14 protein-coding genes are annotated in these 16,448 nt (G+C 67.9%); 7 read left to right on the top strand and 7 right to left on the bottom strand.

The window, feature by feature from the left end:
* The first annotated feature begins 96 nt into the window (after window positions 1-96).
* The 5 genes from EB836_RS04940 to EB836_RS04920 are packed head-to-tail and all read left to right on the top strand — an operon-like array spanning window position 97 to window position 5,481.
* Window positions 97-1,164 (top strand): hypothetical protein, encoded by a 1,068-nt coding sequence (locus EB836_RS04940; protein ID WP_240689609.1) that lies wholly within the window; start codon window positions 97-99, stop codon window positions 1,162-1,164.
* A complete protein-coding gene (locus tag EB836_RS04935; RefSeq protein ID WP_135538142.1) occupies window positions 1,161-1,862 on the top strand; it encodes a DUF4129 domain-containing protein in 702 nt (233 codons plus the stop codon). The genes EB836_RS04940 and EB836_RS04935 overlap by 4 nt, the downstream gene beginning before the upstream one ends.
* Window positions 1,859-3,112 carry a DUF4350 domain-containing protein gene (locus tag EB836_RS04930; protein WP_135538140.1) on the top strand — a complete coding sequence of 418 codons (1,254 nt, stop codon included), beginning with the start codon at window positions 1,859-1,861 and terminating at the stop codon, window positions 3,110-3,112. The genes EB836_RS04935 and EB836_RS04930 overlap by 4 nt, the downstream gene beginning before the upstream one ends.
* Complete coding sequence (locus EB836_RS04925; protein ID WP_135538139.1) at window positions 3,109-4,194, top strand: MoxR family ATPase; 1,086 nt, start codon at window positions 3,109-3,111, stop codon at window positions 4,192-4,194. Before EB836_RS04930 ends, EB836_RS04925 begins: the two co-directional genes overlap by 4 nt.
* Window positions 4,195-5,481: a DUF58 domain-containing protein gene (locus EB836_RS04920; protein WP_135538137.1), complete on the top strand. Its 1,287-nt coding sequence runs from the start codon at window positions 4,195-4,197 to the stop codon at window positions 5,479-5,481. It begins immediately after the preceding gene.
* A 68-nt stretch (window positions 5,482-5,549) separates the two neighbouring features.
* Here EB836_RS04920 and EB836_RS04915 read toward each other — a convergent pair whose 3' ends face one another.
* Complete coding sequence (locus EB836_RS04915; protein WP_135538135.1) at window positions 5,550-6,548, bottom strand: stage II sporulation protein M; 999 nt, start codon at window positions 6,546-6,548, stop codon at window positions 5,550-5,552.
* A gap of 67 nt (window positions 6,549-6,615) precedes the next feature.
* On the opposite strand from EB836_RS04915, the gene EB836_RS04910 reads away from it, so the two are divergent.
* A complete protein-coding gene (locus EB836_RS04910) occupies window positions 6,616-7,440 on the top strand; it encodes an RDD family protein (protein WP_135538133.1) in 825 nt (274 codons plus the stop codon).
* Window positions 7,441-7,547: 107 nt separating this feature from the next.
* Here the strand turns inward: EB836_RS04910 and ahcY are convergent, their stop codons facing one another.
* The 3 genes from ahcY to EB836_RS04895 form a co-directional block, all read right to left on the bottom strand.
* The gene (gene ahcY, locus EB836_RS04905) at window positions 7,548-9,008 is read right to left on the bottom strand and encodes an adenosylhomocysteinase (protein ID WP_135538131.1); all 1,461 of its coding nucleotides are present in this window, start codon (window positions 9,006-9,008) and stop codon (window positions 7,548-7,550) included.
* A 100-nt stretch (window positions 9,009-9,108) separates the two neighbouring features.
* On the bottom strand, window positions 9,109-10,599 hold the full coding sequence (manB, locus tag EB836_RS04900; RefSeq protein ID WP_135538129.1) for a phosphomannomutase/phosphoglucomutase: 1,491 nt from the start codon (window positions 10,597-10,599) through the stop codon (window positions 9,109-9,111).
* Complete coding sequence (locus EB836_RS04895; RefSeq protein WP_135538407.1) at window positions 10,596-10,952, bottom strand: DUF3499 domain-containing protein; 357 nt, start codon at window positions 10,950-10,952, stop codon at window positions 10,596-10,598. Before EB836_RS04895 ends, manB begins: the two co-directional genes overlap by 4 nt.
* 88 nt (window positions 10,953-11,040) lie before the next feature.
* Here EB836_RS04895 and EB836_RS04890 point away from each other — a divergent pair, with 88 nt between their 5' ends.
* Complete coding sequence (locus EB836_RS04890; protein WP_135538127.1) at window positions 11,041-11,403, top strand: hypothetical protein; 363 nt, start codon at window positions 11,041-11,043, stop codon at window positions 11,401-11,403.
* A 68-nt stretch (window positions 11,404-11,471) separates the two neighbouring features.
* On the opposite strand, the gene EB836_RS04885 is transcribed toward EB836_RS04890, so the two are convergent.
* Genes EB836_RS04885 through EB836_RS18680 form a run of 3 tightly spaced genes read right to left on the bottom strand, consistent with a single transcriptional unit; the run spans window position 11,472 to window position 16,350 of the window.
* The gene (locus EB836_RS04885) at window positions 11,472-12,929 is read right to left on the bottom strand and encodes a DUF5719 family protein (RefSeq protein WP_135538125.1); all 1,458 of its coding nucleotides are present in this window, start codon (window positions 12,927-12,929) and stop codon (window positions 11,472-11,474) included.
* Window positions 12,926-16,102 (bottom strand): glycosyl transferase, encoded by a 3,177-nt coding sequence (locus EB836_RS04880; RefSeq protein ID WP_135538123.1) that lies wholly within the window; start codon window positions 16,100-16,102, stop codon window positions 12,926-12,928. The genes EB836_RS04885 and EB836_RS04880 overlap by 4 nt, the downstream gene beginning before the upstream one ends.
* Window positions 16,099-16,350 carry a WhiB family transcriptional regulator gene (locus EB836_RS18680; protein WP_167200753.1) on the bottom strand — a complete coding sequence of 84 codons (252 nt, stop codon included), beginning with the start codon at window positions 16,348-16,350 and terminating at the stop codon, window positions 16,099-16,101. The genes EB836_RS04880 and EB836_RS18680 overlap by 4 nt, the downstream gene beginning before the upstream one ends.
* Between the last annotated feature and the right edge of the window lie 98 nt (window positions 16,351-16,448).

The raw sequence follows: 16,448 nt of genomic DNA, 5'->3' as shown, positions 1-16,448 counted from the left end.
TCGCCTGTTCTTTCGTTCCCGACACTCCTACCCTATCGGGCCGAGCCGACCACCTCGGTCATCACGTGGCCTCTGCTCGGCACGAACAGGAGAATCATGGCAGGATTGGCAGTGATGGGACGCTCGAATGCATGGACCTCGGAGGTCGACTGGCACACCGGCCGATGGCAGGCCCGCACCGCATCCGCCCCGCATCACAGCTGGGCGCCTCCGCCGCCTCGCGGACTGTTGCCCAAACGTCCGCTGACCTTCATCGAGGCACTCGATTCCGGGTTTCGGCTGCTGCGATTCGCGCCGGGGCTGAGCATCGGCTCCTCCCTCATCGTCTTCACGCTCTGGAGCCTTCTGCTCACCGCCATCGGCACATTCGTCGCCGTGCAGTTCCTGCCGTTCCTCTACGATCTCAGCGGCAACGACGAGGCCCTCTCCGGCTTCCTCGCCCTCGCCCAGCTGGGATCGGCTGCTCTCAGCCTGCTCAGCCTCGGACTGGCACATCTGCTCTCCGGACTCATCGCCACCGGCACCCGCGCCTCCTTCGGAGCACGCAGGACCACCCTGTCCGAGGCGTGGAAGGCCCTAGCCGGCCGTCGGCTGCGCCTGGTCTCAGCGACCGTGCTCATGTCGGCGATCAACCTCGGCCTGCTGCTCGCCCTCGCCGCCCCCACCGCTCTGTTCGCTCTCATCGATTCTCCGGTTCTCGCCTTCGTCTGGGCCGGAATCGCCGTGCTGCTGTGGCTGCTCGCACTCCTGTGGATCAATCTGCGCCTGTCCTTCCTCGGCGCATCGATCGTCGTCGAGGATCTCAATGTGCGCGCCGGGATCCGCCGGTCGTGGGCGCTGACATCGCGCGGGTACTGGAGGCTGCTCGGTCAGCTGGCGCTCGGCTATTTCCTGTCGAATCAGCTCGTCCAGCTCGTCATCTCACCGCTGGTCTTCGTCATCTCCATCGCCGTCGGCCTCGGCTTCGCCACGACGGAGGGCAACGACACCGCACAGCTCGTCCTCGGAGTCGTCGCCGGCGGTCTGCTGCTGGCTCTGACGCTGATCTCCTCAGCCGTGCTCTTCGCCTACTTCTCCTGCCTCGTCACGGTCTGCTACTTCGACCAGCAGATGCGCACCGAAGGTCTCGACCTCATCCTCATCCGCAGTGAGGAGGAGCGATGACCGGCAGCCTCTTCACCACCGCGGTCTCGGTGGCCCAGCTCAGCGCCGCCTCGGCGAGCATCGACCGCAGGACCGGCCGCGAATGGGTCGAACATGAACTGTCGAAGCAGGAATACGCGGCCAACGACCTCACCCCGCTCGAGCAGATCGGCCAGTGGCTGTCCTCCCTGTGGGATTCCCTCGTCAGCGCCGCGCTGGGGGCGAATTCGCCGTGGCTGCTGCTCCTCGTCGTGCTCGCCGTGATCGCGATCATCGCCCTCATCATCTGGCGCATCCGCCGTGCCGGGTTCCGCCGCACCGGCCTCCCGCTGTCGGCCTTCGACCCGGTCGTGTCCCTGCCCGAACCCGGTCCGTGGCGCGAGAGCGCGGCCCGGGCCGCGGCCGCGGGAGACTTCGAGACTGCGGTCATCGACGAGTCCCGCGCGATCTTCGCGGTCCTCTCGGTCAAGCAGATCGTGTCGTTGGAGTCCTCGGCGACGGCCAATGAGATCGCCCACGACGCCGAGGCGGCCCTGCCCGACCACGGCCCGGACCTGCACCGCGTCGCTGAGGTCTTCAACGACCTCCTCTACGGACAGAGGACCGCACAGCGGTCGCGACCGGACCGAGACCTGTCCGCGGTTTACGCGCAGCAGTGCGCTCTCGACCGGAGCCTGAGCGCGCTGCCGGTCCGCAACAGGCAGGAGGCACCGGCATGAGCGCACAGCTGGATGTGGCCACCCGCGGCACCCGTTCGAGCACCCGCATCCCCTTCGGCACCCGGATGCGTTCGGTCGGAGTCTGGATCACAGCGGCCATCGTCATCCTCATCGTCGTCATCGCGATGATGGTCCTCACAACCGATGACGAAGTCGACGAGCCCCTCCACTTTGATTCGACCTCGCGGAGCGGGACGAAGGCTCTTGTCGAGACGCTGCGCGCCCACGGCGTCGAGGTGACCACCACCGAGGACAAGAAGACGGCACGCACCGCAGCCGCACGTCCCGATACGACCCTGCTCATCCCCGCCAACACCGATGCCCTGTCGGCCGGGGACATCAACGGGTTCGAATTCACTCTGCGCAAGCACGCCAATCGGCTCGCGCTCGTCGACCCGGGCGCGAACGTCGCCTCATTCACCGACCGCATCACCGTCAATGACAATGGGAGTCCGCTGAGCACCCCGGACCCGGTGTCACAACCGGACTGTTCGGCCCCGAGTGCCCGTGCCGCCGGCACCGTGACCACCGGTGAGATGGAATACGCCGAAACGGCGAAGGGCACCGACGGCATCACCGCGTGCTACCCGTTCGCGGGCCCGGGTGTGACGGAGGTCGACGGCGCCGAGGTGGCTCCCGGATCCGCGCGCGGACAGCTCGTCACCGATACCGGTGGTCCGGTCCCCCTGACCGTGATCGGCAATCCGGAGTGGGTGACGAACGAACACATCGATGAGGAGGGCAACGCCGCCCTGGCCCTCTCGACGCTGTCGGAGACCGACCATCTCGTCGTGTACTACCCGCAGTTCGACGCCGATGAGCAACCGCCGCCGTCGCTCATCGACTACGTGCCCAGGTGGTTCCTCGCCGGTGCCCTGTGGCTCATCCCCTGCACGCTCGTCCTCCTCCTCGTCCTCGGGCGGAGGTTCGGCCCCCTGGCCGTCGAGCGACTGCCCGCGATCGTGCCCGCTGTGGAGACAGTCCACGGCCGTGCTGCCCTGAGCTCCCGCAGCCACGACCGTGCCGGTGCTCTGCACACTCTGCGCACAGCGGCGCTGCTGAGGATCGCCAAACGTCTGGCGCTGAGCCCCGATGCCCGCATGCCGGACATCCTCGACCGCATCGCCGCAACCACCGGGGCGGATCCGGCTCTGCTCCATCATGTCTTCGTCTCGGCTCCTGTGCGTACGGATGCCGAACTCACCGACCTCGTCCATCAACTCACCCAGATCGAAAGTGAGATCCCATGACCCAGTCGCCGCAGGACAACTCCGCACCCCAGACTCCCGCTGCGCCGGAGGCCCCCGAACCGGACACGCCCCCTGCTCCGCAGACCCCGGTCGGCGGCGAGGCCCCCGCCCAGCAGGTGACTGCGCCGGGACCGGATCCGCTGCGCGAGGCCTTCACCGGTGTGCGCACCGAGATCGCCAAAGCCGTCGTCGGTCAGGACCAAGCGGTCACCGGAATGCTCATCGCTCTGCTGAGCCAGGGACATGTCCTCCTCGAAGGTGTGCCCGGAGTTGCCAAGACACTCCTCGTGCGCAGCTTCGCCGCCGCCGTCTCCCTCGAGAGTTCACGCGTCCAGTTCACCCCTGACCTCATGCCCAGCGATGTCACCGGTTCGCTGGTCTTCGACGCCTCGGCCGCTGACTTCTCGTTCCGTCCCGGACCGGTGTTCACGAACATCCTCATCGCCGATGAGATCAACCGCACCCCGCCGAAGACCCAGTCGGCGCTGCTCGAAGCGATGGAGGAGCACCAGGTGTCCGTCGGTGGTCGTCCCCGCCGGCTGCCCGAACCGTTCCTCGTCGCCGCCACGCAGAACCCCGTCGAATATGAAGGCACTTATCCGCTGCCGGAAGCCCAGCTCGACCGGTTCCTGTTCAAACTCGTCCTCGACCTGCCGGAACGTGAACACGAGTTCGAGATCCTCGAGCGCCACGCTCGCGGCTTCGATGCCGCCGAGCTCTCGGCGGCGGGCCTGCGCCCGGTCGTCGACGCCGACCTCATCGCCGGCGCCCGTGAGGCCATCGCGGGAATATACATCGCGCCGCAGATCATCACCTATGTCGTCGATCTCGCCCGCGCCACCCGCCGGGCCCCGTCCCTGGCGCTGGGTGTCTCCCCCCGAGGAGCGACGAGGATGCTCGGAGCCGCCCGCGCCCACGCGTGGCTGAGCGGACGGAACTACGTCACCCCCGACGATGTCAAGGCACTGGCGCATATGACGCTCGGTCACCGTGTCATCCTGCGGCCCGAGGCGCAGATGGACGGCCTCGACGTCAATCAGGTCCTCGATTCGATCATCGCCACCACCGAAGTTCCGCGCTGAATGACCGCCCGGCTGTTCCTGCTCACTCTCCTCGGTCTCGTCCCGATCCTCCTCGTGCCCACCTGGACGATGGGGCTCATCGTGATCGGGGTGCTCATCATCGTCGGAGTCCTCGACTTCTTCCTCGTCCCCCGCATCCATGATCTGCGGCTGCAGCGCACACCGGGCCCCCTCGTCCGCCTCGGCGCCGGGACCCACAGCACGCTGACGCTGATCAACGATTCGCCGCGGCGACTGCGACTGGACGTCCGTGACGCGTGGGCGCCGAGCGCCGGAGCGGTGAGGACCCGCTCACATCATGACCTGGCGCCCGGCGAGGAGGCCGAGGTGCGCACAGCACTGCAGCCGGTCAGGCGTGGAGCCCTGCCGGCCGATCTGGTGACGGTGCGCAGCCGCAGCGTGCTCGGTCTCATCGCCCGCCAGAAGAGCATCGAGGTCCCCGCCGAAGTCCGTGTGCTGCCCCCGTTCGCCTCTCGCCGGGAACTGCCGTCGAAGACGCAGAAGCTGCGTGAGCTCGAGGGCCGGTCCGCGGTGATGATCCGCGGCCTGGGCACCGAGTTCGATTCGCTGCGCGACTATGTCGACGGTGATGATGTGCGCTCCATCGACTGGCGGGCCAGTGCCCGCGCTCAGGATCTCGTCGTCAAGACGTGGCGACCGGAGAAGGACCGAAGGGTCGTCATCGTCGTCGACTCCTCCCGCTTCGCCGCCCGCCGCTGCGGTGAGGGTACGGTCTTCGATGCGGCCCTCGAAGCGTCTCTGCTGCTCACCGCCCTGGCCACCGGAGCAGGCGACCGCGTCGATGTCATCGTCGCCGATGCCCGGGTGCGCGCCATGGCCTCGAGCCGACGCGCCCACGACCCGGTCCATGACCTGTCGGTGGCATTGACCCCGGTGCATCCGGAGCTCTTCGACGCGGATTGGGAGTCGATCACCGCCTCGGTGCTGGCCACGGCTCGTCAGCAGGCGCTCGTCGTGTTGGTCACGCAGCTCGATGAGTCGACGCTCGCCGACGACATTCTGCCGGTCCTGCCCACCCTGACCAGCCGTCACCGGGTGGTCGTGGCCAGTGTCGAGGATCCTTCCCTGCGTGACCTCGCCGAGGCTCGCGGTGATGCCGAGGAGATCTACACCGCGGCCGCCGCCGAGGCGGAGCTGCTGACGACGACCTCGTTGCGGACCCGTCTGCGCGGGCTCGGTGTGTCCTCGGTGCAGGCCGCACCGGAGGATCTTCCCGGTGCCCTGGCCGACCTCTACATCCGGCTCAAGGTCACCGGGGGCCTGTGAACGGGTTCCCGGCCCCGGACTCATCTGCCAGCTCACACGAACCCGTCGGCGGCCGCTGACCGGGTGTTCTAATGGTCGGTGGAGATGACGGAATAACCGGCCTGATGTTCGTCGAGATCGGCGCTGAGCCCGGCCTCGGCCGCGCGTTTGCCGAAGTGCCGGGCATAGAGGACGACGGCCGCGGTGCAGAGGACTCCGATGGCGATCTTGAGCACCGGCGGAATCGGGTTCGGAGTCACGAACCCCTCGATGAGGCCCGAACCGAAGAGCAGAATCACGAGTCCGCCGGCGACGATGAGCAGCGACCGGGCTTCGGAGGCGAGCTTGTCACGACGGAGTCGGGGCCCCGGCACGACCCAGGCGAAGAAGAGTCGCAGGCCGGCGGCTGCGGCGAGGATGATGCAGCTGATCTCGGGGATCCCGTGCGGCAGGATGTAGAGGAAGAAGTCTGACGCTCGGTCGAACTCGAACATCATGGCGCCGGAGAAGCCGACGTTGATCGCGTTGGAGAACAGTCCGGCGACGACATAGACGCCGGTGATGCCCAGGAGGACGAATTGGACGGCGATCCACGCGTTGTTCGTCCACACGCCCACCGCGAAGAATCCGTTCGGGTTCTCCTTGTAGTAGTCGACGAAGTCATGTTCGGCGAACTGTCTGCGGAACTCACGGTCGCCGAAGGTCTCGAGCACTTCCGGGTGCATTCCCGCCCACACTCCGGAGACGACGGCGACGGCGAGGAACGCCGCGGCCACGATGACGAAATCCCAGCGCAGGCGGTACAGCGACAGCGGCAGGCTGATGACGAAGAAACGCGACAGACCCGACAGTCCCCCGCTCGGTACGGAGGACAGATGGTTGCGGGAACGGTGGACGATCGCGGAGAGCCGGGCGGCTTCGAGCGAGTCCGGGGCGACGGTCATGATCCGAGAGAGATCCTTCGACGCCGCCCGGTAGAGGTCGAGGAACCGTGTCGTCTGATCGGGGGTCAGCGTGTTCTTCTTCGCCAGTGCCGACAGCTCCTGCCAGTCATCGCCATGCAGCTCGGCCAGAAGGTTCGGATCCATGCCTCCACTCTATCGGAGACCGCATGCCTCATGACGATTTCTCGGCCGGATATGACACGATGGACCGGTGAGTACTCTGGTCACCGGTGAAGCCGTCGAACTCAACGTCCAGCCAGCCGCGCTGGCGGCACGCGCGTTGAGCTGCCTCATCGACTACATCGTCTATTCCCTCGTGAACATCGGGCTGCTCATCGCCACGTTCTGGCTGCTGCTGGCCGCGCTCGACGTCAATGGGCTGCTGCTGGCCTCGATCATGACCATCATGACGGTGTCCGTGTTCGTGCTGCTGCCGATGCTCGTCGAGGTGCTCAGCCACGGCCGGTCGCTGGGAAAGCTCATCCTCGGGCTGCGCATCGTCCGCGACGACGGCGGCGCCGTGCGGTTGCGTCATTCGTTCATCCGCGCACTGCTGTGGCCCTTCGAGATCCTGTCCACCGGCGGCGGTATCGCCGCTCTGTCCGGGCTCGTCTCACCTCAGGCGAAGCGCCTCGGCGATTATCTGGCCGGCACCGTGGCGGTGAGCGAACGCAGCGCTCCGCCTCCGCCGATGCACACACATGTGGCACCGCAGCTGCAGGCGTGGCTGGCCCGCACGGACGTGTCCGCAGTGCCCGCGGGCCTGCACCGGCGCATCGTCCAGTTCCTCGCCATGGCGCCGCAGCTCGGCAACGAATCGAGATGGCAGCGGGCGATCGAACTCGCCACCGAACTCAACCCCTATGTCGCGCCGGCACCACCGGAGGGAACCTTCCCCGAACAGTTCCTGTCCGCGGTCATCCACCGAATCCGCGCCGCCGAAGTCGACACGCTCCGGCAGCGCGCGGCCCGGGCGGAGAAGTTCAGAGCCGGGGTCGACACGCTCCCCCACGGCCTGAGCCTCCACCGCCGCTGAGCGAGCCGCCAGCAGGGCGCTGAGCGCGTCGACGACAGCGTGCTGAGCCTGCCCGGCGGCGTCGCACTGCATATGCCGGCGAAAGCGCACTGAGGCCGCTGGCGGCGTCAGTAGCGGTAGTGATCGGGTTTGTACGGTCCGGCCACGTCGACGCCGATGTATTCGGCCTGTTCCTTGCTCAGTTCGCTCAGCTTCGCTCCGAGCGCGGGCAGGTGCAGACGTGCGACCTTCTCGTCGAGTTCCTTCGCCAGACGGTGCACCGAATCATCGTAGCGTTCGTGGGCGGCCCACAGTTCGATCTGGGCGAGCACCTGATTGGCGAACGACGCGCTCATGACGAACGACGGGTGCCCGGTGGCGTTGCCGAGGTTGAGCAGCCGCCCTTCGGAGAGGACGAGGAAGTCCGTCCGCGCCCGGTCGAGTCCCACCTCGGCGGGCACCGGAACGGACCATTCGTGGACCTGCGGTTTGATCTCGATCTTCTCCACACCGGGCAGCCGGGACAGTCCGGCCAGGTCGATCTCATCGTCGAAGTGGCCGACGTTGCCGACGATCGCTCCGGGCTTGAGCGTCTGCAGCACCTCGACGCTCACGACTCGGGTGTTCCCGGTCGTGGTGATGATGATGTCGGCCTGTGGTGCCGCCTCGGCGAGGTGGGAGACCTGGTAGCCGTCCATCGTCGCCTGCAGTGCGCAGATCGGGTCGATCTCTGTGACGATGACGCGCGCCCCCTGACCGCGCAGGGCTTCTGCGGCGCCTTTGCCCACGTCTCCGTAGCCGACGACGACGGCGATCTTGCCGCCGATGAGCACGTCGGTGGCGCGGTTGAGTCCGTCGGGCAGGGAATGGCGGATGCCGTAGCGGTTGTCGAACTTCGACTTCGTCACCGAGTCATTGACGTTGATGGCGGGGAACGGCAGCGCTCCCTGCTCGGCGAGGCGGTAGAGGCGGTTGACTCCGGTCGTCGTCTCCTCGCTCACGCCCTTGATGCCGGTGGCCAGCCGGGCGAAGCGGCCCGGGTTCGCCTCGATCGCCGCAGCGATCTGGGTGAGCAGGACCTTGAATTCCTCCGGGTCGTCCTCGGCTGCGGTGGGCACTCCCCCAGCGGACTCGAATTCAGTGCCTTTGAGCACGTACATGGTGGCATCGCCGCCGTCGTCGAGGATGAGATTCGGGCCCTCGGGGAAATCGAAGATCTTGTCGGCCGCCCACCAGTACTCCTCGAGCGTCTCGCCCTTCCACGCGAAGACCGGGACCCCTGCCGGAGCCTCGGGTGTCCCGGAGCCGACGACGACGGCGGCTGCGGCCTCGTCCTGAGTGGAGAAGATGTTGCAGCTGGCCCAACGGACTTCGGCGCCGAGGGCCACGAGGGTTTCGATGAGCACCGCGGTCTGCACGGTCATGTGCAGGCTGCCGGCGATGCGGGCACCGGACAGAGGCGCTGAGGCGGCGAACTCGTCGCGCAAGGCCATGAGCCCGGGCATCTCCCGTTCGGCCAGGCGGATCTGGTGCCGACCGGCCTCGGCAAGGGTGAGATCGGCGACCTTGAAGTCGGTGGAATCGAGCACGGTACCTCCATATGGCGGGCTGTCGGATCGTGTTCGAGTCTATTGCCCGAACAGCTGGCTTGTCCCACCCGGCCCGGTCCGCGGACAGAGAACCGGTCGGTCAGGCACGAGCGGTGACGAAGTCGCTGACCCGATCCCGCAGTTCCTGCATCCGGGCGACGTCCGCGGCTTCGACGTTGAGCCGGACGAGGGGTTCGGTGTTCGACTTGCGCAGGTTGACCCACCAGTCGTGACCTTGGAGTCCGATGCCGTCCAGGTCGTCGACCGTGTTGTCCGGGAAGTCTCCGGCGTGTGCGGCGAAGTCCGAGAGCACGGCGTCGGGGTCGGCCACGGTGAAGTTGATCTCCCCGGACTGCGCGAAACGGTCGAAGGAGTCCACGAGTCGGGAGGCGGGTGCTCCGGACTCGGCCAGGGCCGAGATGAGGTGGCAGGCGGCGAGCATGCCTGAGTCCGCGCCGAAGAACTCCTCGAAGTAGAAGTGGGCGGAGTGTTCGCAGGCGAAGACCGCTCCGGTTTCGCGCATGAGGGTCTTGATCCCGGAGTGTCCGACCTTCGAGCGCAGGGCACGCCCGCCGGCGGCCGTGATCGTCTCGGCCACGCTGCGGGAGGTGATGAGGTTGTGGATGACGGTGGGCTGTTCGTTGCCCTGAGCTCGTGCGCGGGCGATCTCTCGTTCGGCGACGAGGGCGCCGACGGCCGAAGCCGACATCGTCGCTCCTGTCTCGTCGATGAAGAAGCAGCGATCGGCATCGCCGTCGAAGACGAGTCCGAGATCCGCCCCGGTCTCGACGATGGCGTGGGCGGCGTCGACGAGGTTCTCGGGCTTGAGCGGATTCGCTTCGTGGTTGGGGAAGGTGCCGTCGAGTTCCGTGTACAGCCCGATCACCTCGAAGGGCACCGAGGCGGCTCCCGCGTCGGTGCCGAAGACCTCCCCGAGGAGCCGGCCGGCCATGCCGTTGCCGGCGTCGAGGACAATCTTCAGTCCCGTGACCTCTTCGATGCGGGTCAGTGCCCGCATCCGCGCGACGTACTGTTCGCGCATGGTCTTCGCTGCCCCTTCGTCGACGGCGACGGCACGGCCATCGTTGAGAGGTGCCGTGGCGGCGAGCTCCCTGACTCGGGACAGACCGGAGGCGAGGCTGACCCCGGCGGCGCGGGGGCCGCAGATCTTGATCCCGTTGTAGTCGGCGGGGTTGTGGCTGGCAGTGATCATCGCACCGGGGATGTCGAAGATCCCCGAAGCGAAGTAGAGCTGGTCGGTCGAGCACAGTCCCAGCAGCATCGGTCGTAATCCGGCGGCTTCGACTCCCGCGGCGAAGGCGTGGGCGAACCCGGGCGAGCTCGGGCGCATGTCATGTCCGAGGACCACCTCGGTGGTGGAGTGGAGCTCGGCCATCGTCGCTGCGGTCGCGAAGCCGAGGGCGAAGAGGACGTCATCGTCGAGCTCGTCCGGGATGCGCCCGCGGATGTCATAGGAGCCCACGACCGCGGTGAGGGCGGCGGTGCGGTGCGGGGCCGGGCCCGCGTCGTTCGAAGCGGGGTTCGGTGTCTCGGGCGAGGCTTCGGACGAGGACGAGCCGGTGGGGCTCATGAGTCGCCGATGATGCGCAGGTGTCCGTGCTTGCGGCCGGAGTGCGCGGAATCGTTCGCGCCGGTCTGTTCGCCGCGGGCCGGGGTCCGGTCGGCACGGTCGGCGGCTTCCCTCACAGCATCGGCGATGGCCAAGAGGTCGTCGCGACTGCGCTCGGGCGGGGCCTGCCCGGAATCGATGCGGATGAGCTGCCAGTCCACGGGCGCGGTCAGCTTGGCAGCATGTTCGGCGCACAGGTCGTGGGCACCCGGCTCGGCGCGCCTGCCCAGCGGCCCGATGACGACGGTCGCATCAGCGTGCACGTACGTCATAGTGGCGGCGGCGGGGCGCGAGCAGCTGACTTTTGAACACATTCTCACGGCTGACACAGTCCAATACTCTACACGCCGGATTCGACCGATTCGCTCAGGCGCGGCGGCCTCGCACGTAGAATGGCGTCCTATGAGATCGAGGCGACATCGCGACCGGCACGGACGGGGCCTGCGCTCCCCGCTGCACCGGGCCGCGGTACCGGCCAAGCTGAGTCGGGCCGAGAGCTTCGCCCAGGCCGCTGCCGCCGAATTCGCCCGGATGCGCACCCGCGAACCGGATCTCCTCGCCGAGGTGGTGCTGGCCGTCGATGCGGTTCCACCGGCGAGTTCGACCGAGCCGAGTTTCGGTCGAGTGTTCCCGGCGACGGCGAATCGTGCGACCCATATCGTCCTCTACCGACGGGTCATCGAAGATCACGCCGGCACAGAGAACAGGGACGCGCTCATCGCCGAGGTGGTCGCCGATCAGGTCGATATCCTCCGCCGTACGTGACGGCCGTGTCCGCGCGGTCCCCACAGACTCGGAGCCGAAGCGGCTTCAGCCCGAACCGTGCAGCCGACTCAGCCGAGGCGGATGTCGCGGTAGGCCACACCGGTCGGTGCCGGGGCCGGAGCGACGGTGGAGATTCCATCGTCGGTCGTCACGACGGCGGTGGCGTGCACTCCCTCGGCGCGTGAGCCCGAGGCCTGGGAACCCTTGAGGACCAGAGCGCGCACCGATTCCTCGGAGACCGTGCCGGTGTCGACCACCGTCGTTCCGGTGGGGTTGAGGTCGACCGTCTGCGGGTCGGTCAGCGAACCGTTGTCGAGCATGCCCTGCACCTGCACGCGCCCCTGTCCGGGTGAGAGGTGCAGGGAGGTCTCTCCGGTGCGCGGCAGCGCCATGATCTGGGTTTCGGCCAGGGATTCGCTGGCTTGGACGCTGCCGAAATCGCTGGCGCCCTTCTTGCCGTCCTGGCCGATGAATGCTCCCGCCTGGATCTGCTGATCGGCGTCGATGACGAGACTCGTGGCCTCGAGGTCACCGAGATCGGCTTCGGCGACTCCGTGTCCGACCACGGTCATCGACTGTCGGGGAATGTCGATTTCGCCATCGGGGCCGAAGGCCTTGAGTCCGACCTCGGCCAGCCCCTTGCCCGGGTTCGCCACACGCACCCGGACGTCTTTGCCGTTCAAGCCGGTGAGCACCTGCTCACGGTCGGCATCCGCGCCGGCTGCGGCAAGGTCGATTCCCTGAGGTTTGAGCCCGTCGAGCACGGTCTCCTGCACGGAGCCGGCAAGGACTCCCCCGTCGACGGTGACATCGACGGCCAGGGCTTCGGCTCCGCCTGCCAGTCCGGCCAGACGCACGGCGCGCTGTTCGCCGGCTTTGATGCTCAGTTCGGTCGGCTCGGCTGCGCCTCCACCGGGGGTCATGAGCTTGACTTCAGCCTGGACGGGAGCGTCGCCGGGGTTGCTCAGCAGCAGCTGCGAATTCGAGCCGGTGGCACCGGAGCCGGCGAGGATGCGAAAGCTGCTCGCGGCCTGTGCGCAGGTGAGTGTGGCCAGACCGGTGAGGTCGCCGGAGCTGCCTTCGACGGTTTCGAGACCGGTGGTGAGAGCGGGGGCGCCGGGGCGGGCGAATCCCGTGACGACTTTCGTCGAGTCGATGCTGTCGTCGCCGGAGACGAAACCCTGCCCGGCAGGGTTGTCGAAGTCGACCGAGCCGCCGAGGTCGGCGACCTGCAGCCTCGCCGAGGAGGTCGATCCGTCCGCGGCCCCGATCGGTGCCGAAGCGGCGACGACTCGCGTCGAGACCTTCGAATCGTCGACGAACTCCGCGTCCGTGCCCTCGGCCGTTCCGTCGGTGAGCAGAGGGCCGGGGCACACGACGCGCGTGTCGGCGGTGGGCATTCGCACCTGTTCCGGACTGCGATCGAGGGTGCCCGGGGTCATTGGCGCGAGGAATGAGGTCGTGGCCACGAGCACTCCGGGTACGGCGATGGCCCCGAAGGTCATGATGCTGCGCAGATTCTTCATGCGCTCGTCTCCTTGCTGCCGTGGCCGTCGGTGCGCTCGGTCGTCCGACTCGTCCGCTCGGTCGTCCGGCCCGTCTGCCCGGTCGTCCGGCCCGTCCGCTCGGTCGTCCGGCTCGTCCGGCACGTCTGCCCGGTCGCAGCGCCGGACTGCCTGCTGGACACGCGGGTGTGTCTGCGAGATCCGCCGAAGGGGATGGCTGCGATGATGCTCAGCGCACCGAGCACCCAGCCGGCGATGACCCCGACCGGATAGGCCGGCGAATTGAGTGAGAGCTCGACTCGGCCGCCGGAGGCGGGGAGATCGAATTCGCTCACCCAGGTCTCCTGGGAATTTTCCGGCTGCGGCAGCACTTCGCCGTTCGAACGGGCGGTGATCCCGTCTGCGGCATCGGCGATGATCAGTGTGCGTCCGTCCTCACCGGCGGGCACCTCGGCGGTGGTGCCGTGCATCGGTGCGGTGCTCAGCCGTCCATCGGCATCGCGGATGAGGAAGCGCCCGCTGGAGGGCTTGTCGACTCGCCACAGCTGTCCGGATTCGGTGGGCCCGACGGCGATCAGCCCCTGCGCGACCGAGACGGATTTCTGCAGCCCCTCGGCGTTGGTGCCGACGAGGACGAAGTCGGCGCCGAGTTCGCCGAGGATATCGCTGACGTCTCCGGCGTCGTCGGCCGACAGGGCGGCCGCCGCCTGTGCCACGAGCACCTGGTCGTCAGGGATCGGCAGCGGGCGTCGCTGCCACGGCCATCCGCCGACGGTCTCAGCTGCGGTCACCGTCGAGGTGCCCAACACGGTTCCGTCCTCGGCCGACAGCAGAGTCGCGAGGACCTCCCCGTCGACATTGTCCAGGCGCAGGGTGCGAGCCTTCGCGTCCCCTTCGGCACGGTCGGCGGCCAGGGCCGGGACGGTGCTGTCCTCGGTGGCGGTGACGGCCTCGGGCGAGGTCGCGGCCCGGCCGGCGCCGATGGCGATGAGTCCGATGGAGGCGACGGCGACCAGGCCGACGAGGCCGCGCATGGGCATCCGTCCGCTGCCGGTCCGACTCGCCGAGGTGCGATCGGCCCCCAGGGACAGCAGCAGGATCGCCCCGAGGCTGATCAGGGTCAGGCCGGCGGCCGGGTAGGAGCCGATGAGATGGAATGGGCCGGTCTGTGCGGGCAGGTGCACCTGGATGGCGGCGAGGATGAGCCCGCCGAGGTAGAGTCCCACCGCCCAGGTCAGCCGAGTGAGTTCGAGCCTGGCCTCGATGAGAGTGAAGAAGGCGAGGATGAGCATCGGGAGAACGAGGACGGGTGCCCACAGCTGGAGCGCTCCCGGGCTGATTCCGCCGAGTCCGAAGTGTTCGGCGAGGTCCGCCAACCAGGACAGGTCGATCGGTCCCGGGAATCCGACGGCCAGCAGGTAGGTCGGCGCGGTCTCGGCCGCTATGGTCTGTCCGGGCATGGTCAGCTGCGTTCCGGGCTCCCGCACGAGAGCCCACAGCCAGGGCCAGGCGAGGAACAGTGTCGGTGCCAGCAGCCACAGATGGCGCAGCCCGCGCCCGGCCACGAGCAGCACCGCAGTGCCGAGGACCGCCACGGTCAGCAGCAGCGGGATGCCGGAGATGATGACGAAGAGCAGCAGTCCGCTGCCGGCCGCGGCCGCGATCGATCCCGTGCGCAGACTCCGTCGCAGGCTCAGCGCCAGCAGCGGCGCGCAGATCCAGACGAGCACCACACCGAGGCGGCCGTCTGAGAGAGCGGAGGTGAACAGCGGTGAAGCGATCCACAGCAGAGCGGCGAATCCGCGTACCCAGCGGCGTGGGAGCACGCTTCCGGCCCCGGCATAGGCGGTGATCCCGGCGAGGATCGGCGCCGCGAGCAGCAGGGTGCGGACCATGATGTCGACATGGCCGAAGAAGAGGAGTGAGAGAGTCCCGAGGACGAGGTGGTAGGGGTCGGCAGGGGCTGCCGCGCCGGTCGAGACATCGAGGTGACGGCCGAGCAGGCGGGAGAAGATCTCACCGAGGCCGACATCCGTGGTCCCCAGGGCGCCGCCGTCGAGGTGGCCGGGTCCGAAGAGCCGGTAGCTGATGAAGCCGCTCATCACCACGGCGGCCAGAACCACATAGGTCAGGGGCGCACGCAGCAGACTCGAACCGCCGGAGATCTCGAGTCGGGAGAAGGAGTCGATGGCCTCTTCGGTGTCGCCGATCGGATTGAGCTCGGCATCGGCGTCGGGCCCGCCGGTGGGCACCTCGGCTGGATGCGAGTCATCGTCCACGTCGCCCATCGACCGACGCTGGACGGCCAGTTCGTCCGCATCGGCATAGAGTGCGGCGACGTGGGAGGTGGAGGTGCGCTTGGCCGATCGGCTGCGCCGAGCATTGGCGCGGCGCAGCGGCGCCGTGGTCCTCGCGTCCGCGGGCAGACCGAAGAGGGCACCGAGGTACCAACCGGCGGACCGGAAATTATTCGACAGCAGCCCACCGAGGATGTGCCCGAAGTTCGAGAAGGCGAGCAGGAAGAGCAGAGCAGCCTGACCCTGACCGGCGAGACTGAGTCGGTAGCGCTGTTCGGTGCGGATCTGGAACTTCGAAACCGGGGGCTGGGGAGAGGACCGGAGCTGAGCGGCCGCCTCGGCGGAGATCTCCATCCGTGCTCCCGGGGCCAACAGCACACGACGCCCGAGATCACGCAGCCGACGGGAGTATTCGATCCCGCGATATGCGGGACCCAGGACGCGAGAGGGGGCGCCGATGCGCGTCAGTTCGGCGGTGGCCATGAGCAGGCCGGGCAGGTCGAGGCCGAGCGTTTCGGTGCGGCTGTCACGCTGCCCCTGATCGATTTCGCCGGAGCCCACGGGATTGAAGCGCTCCCCCGCCGGAGTGGTGCTCACACCGGCGGAGACGATGCGATCGCCGCGCATGAGCTTCGGGCCCACGGCGGCGATGGATTCGGTTTCCCCGATGGCGTCGAGCAGCTCATCGAGACAGCCGGGTTCCGGTCGGCAGTCGGGGGTGAGGAACCACAGATAGTCCGAGTTCGCGACAGCGGGATCCTCGGTTGCCTCGGTCAGCGTCCGTCCCCCGAGATCCACGACTGGGATCTCGGGGAAAAGCGGACGCAGAGCTGTTTCGAGCTCGACCTTGCTGGCGTCGTCACCGGAGGTGACAACGACAGTGACGGCTGGCCTCACACGACCTTTTTCTTGAGCCGGCGGCGTTCGCGTTCGGACATGCCGCCCCAGATGCCGAAACGCTCATCGTTGGCCAGAGCGTATTCGAGGCATTCGGAACGGACGTCGCAGGATGCACAGACACGCTTGGCTTCGCGAGTCGATCCTCCCTTCTCGGGAAAGAACGCCTCCGGGTCGGTCTGGGCGCAGAGGGCCTGGTCCTGCCACGACAGTTCACCGTCTTCTGCGGCACCGAGAAGCAACGACAGCGGCGAGACCGCGGCGTTGTCCTGCTGCAGCGGCGTCAGATCACTCGGATCGACGGCGAGCGGATCAGGCAGCGTCTCGGGTGTACGTGCTCCCGGTT

This window comes from Brevibacterium sp. S111 (assembly GCF_004745075.1).
GTDB lineage: Bacteria > Actinomycetota > Actinomycetes > Actinomycetales > Brevibacteriaceae > Brevibacterium.
This window is presented reverse-complemented; position numbering and strand designations above follow the sequence as displayed.

Coding starts and splice junctions, on each gene's coding strand:
- EB836_RS04940 (WP_240689609.1), top strand. CDS start 97: ATGGCAGGATTGGCAGTGATGGGACGCTCGAATGCATGGACCTCGGAG.
- EB836_RS04915 (WP_135538135.1), bottom strand. CDS start 6,548: ATGGATCCGAACCTTCTGGCCGAGCTGCATGGCGATGACTGGCAGGAG.
- EB836_RS04885 (WP_135538125.1), bottom strand. CDS start 12,929: ATGAAGAATCTGCGCAGCATCATGACCTTCGGGGCCATCGCCGTACCC.
- EB836_RS04890 (WP_135538127.1), top strand. CDS start 11,041: ATGAGATCGAGGCGACATCGCGACCGGCACGGACGGGGCCTGCGCTCC.
- EB836_RS04925 (WP_135538139.1), top strand. CDS start 3,109: ATGACCCAGTCGCCGCAGGACAACTCCGCACCCCAGACTCCCGCTGCG.
- EB836_RS04895 (WP_135538407.1), bottom strand. CDS start 10,952: ATGTGTTCAAAAGTCAGCTGCTCGCGCCCCGCCGCCGCCACTATGACG.
- manB (WP_135538129.1), bottom strand. CDS start 10,599: ATGAGCCCCACCGGCTCGTCCTCGTCCGAAGCCTCGCCCGAGACACCG.
- EB836_RS04935 (WP_135538142.1), top strand. CDS start 1,161: ATGACCGGCAGCCTCTTCACCACCGCGGTCTCGGTGGCCCAGCTCAGC.
- EB836_RS04920 (WP_135538137.1), top strand. CDS start 4,195: ATGACCGCCCGGCTGTTCCTGCTCACTCTCCTCGGTCTCGTCCCGATC.
- EB836_RS04930 (WP_135538140.1), top strand. CDS start 1,859: ATGAGCGCACAGCTGGATGTGGCCACCCGCGGCACCCGTTCGAGCACC.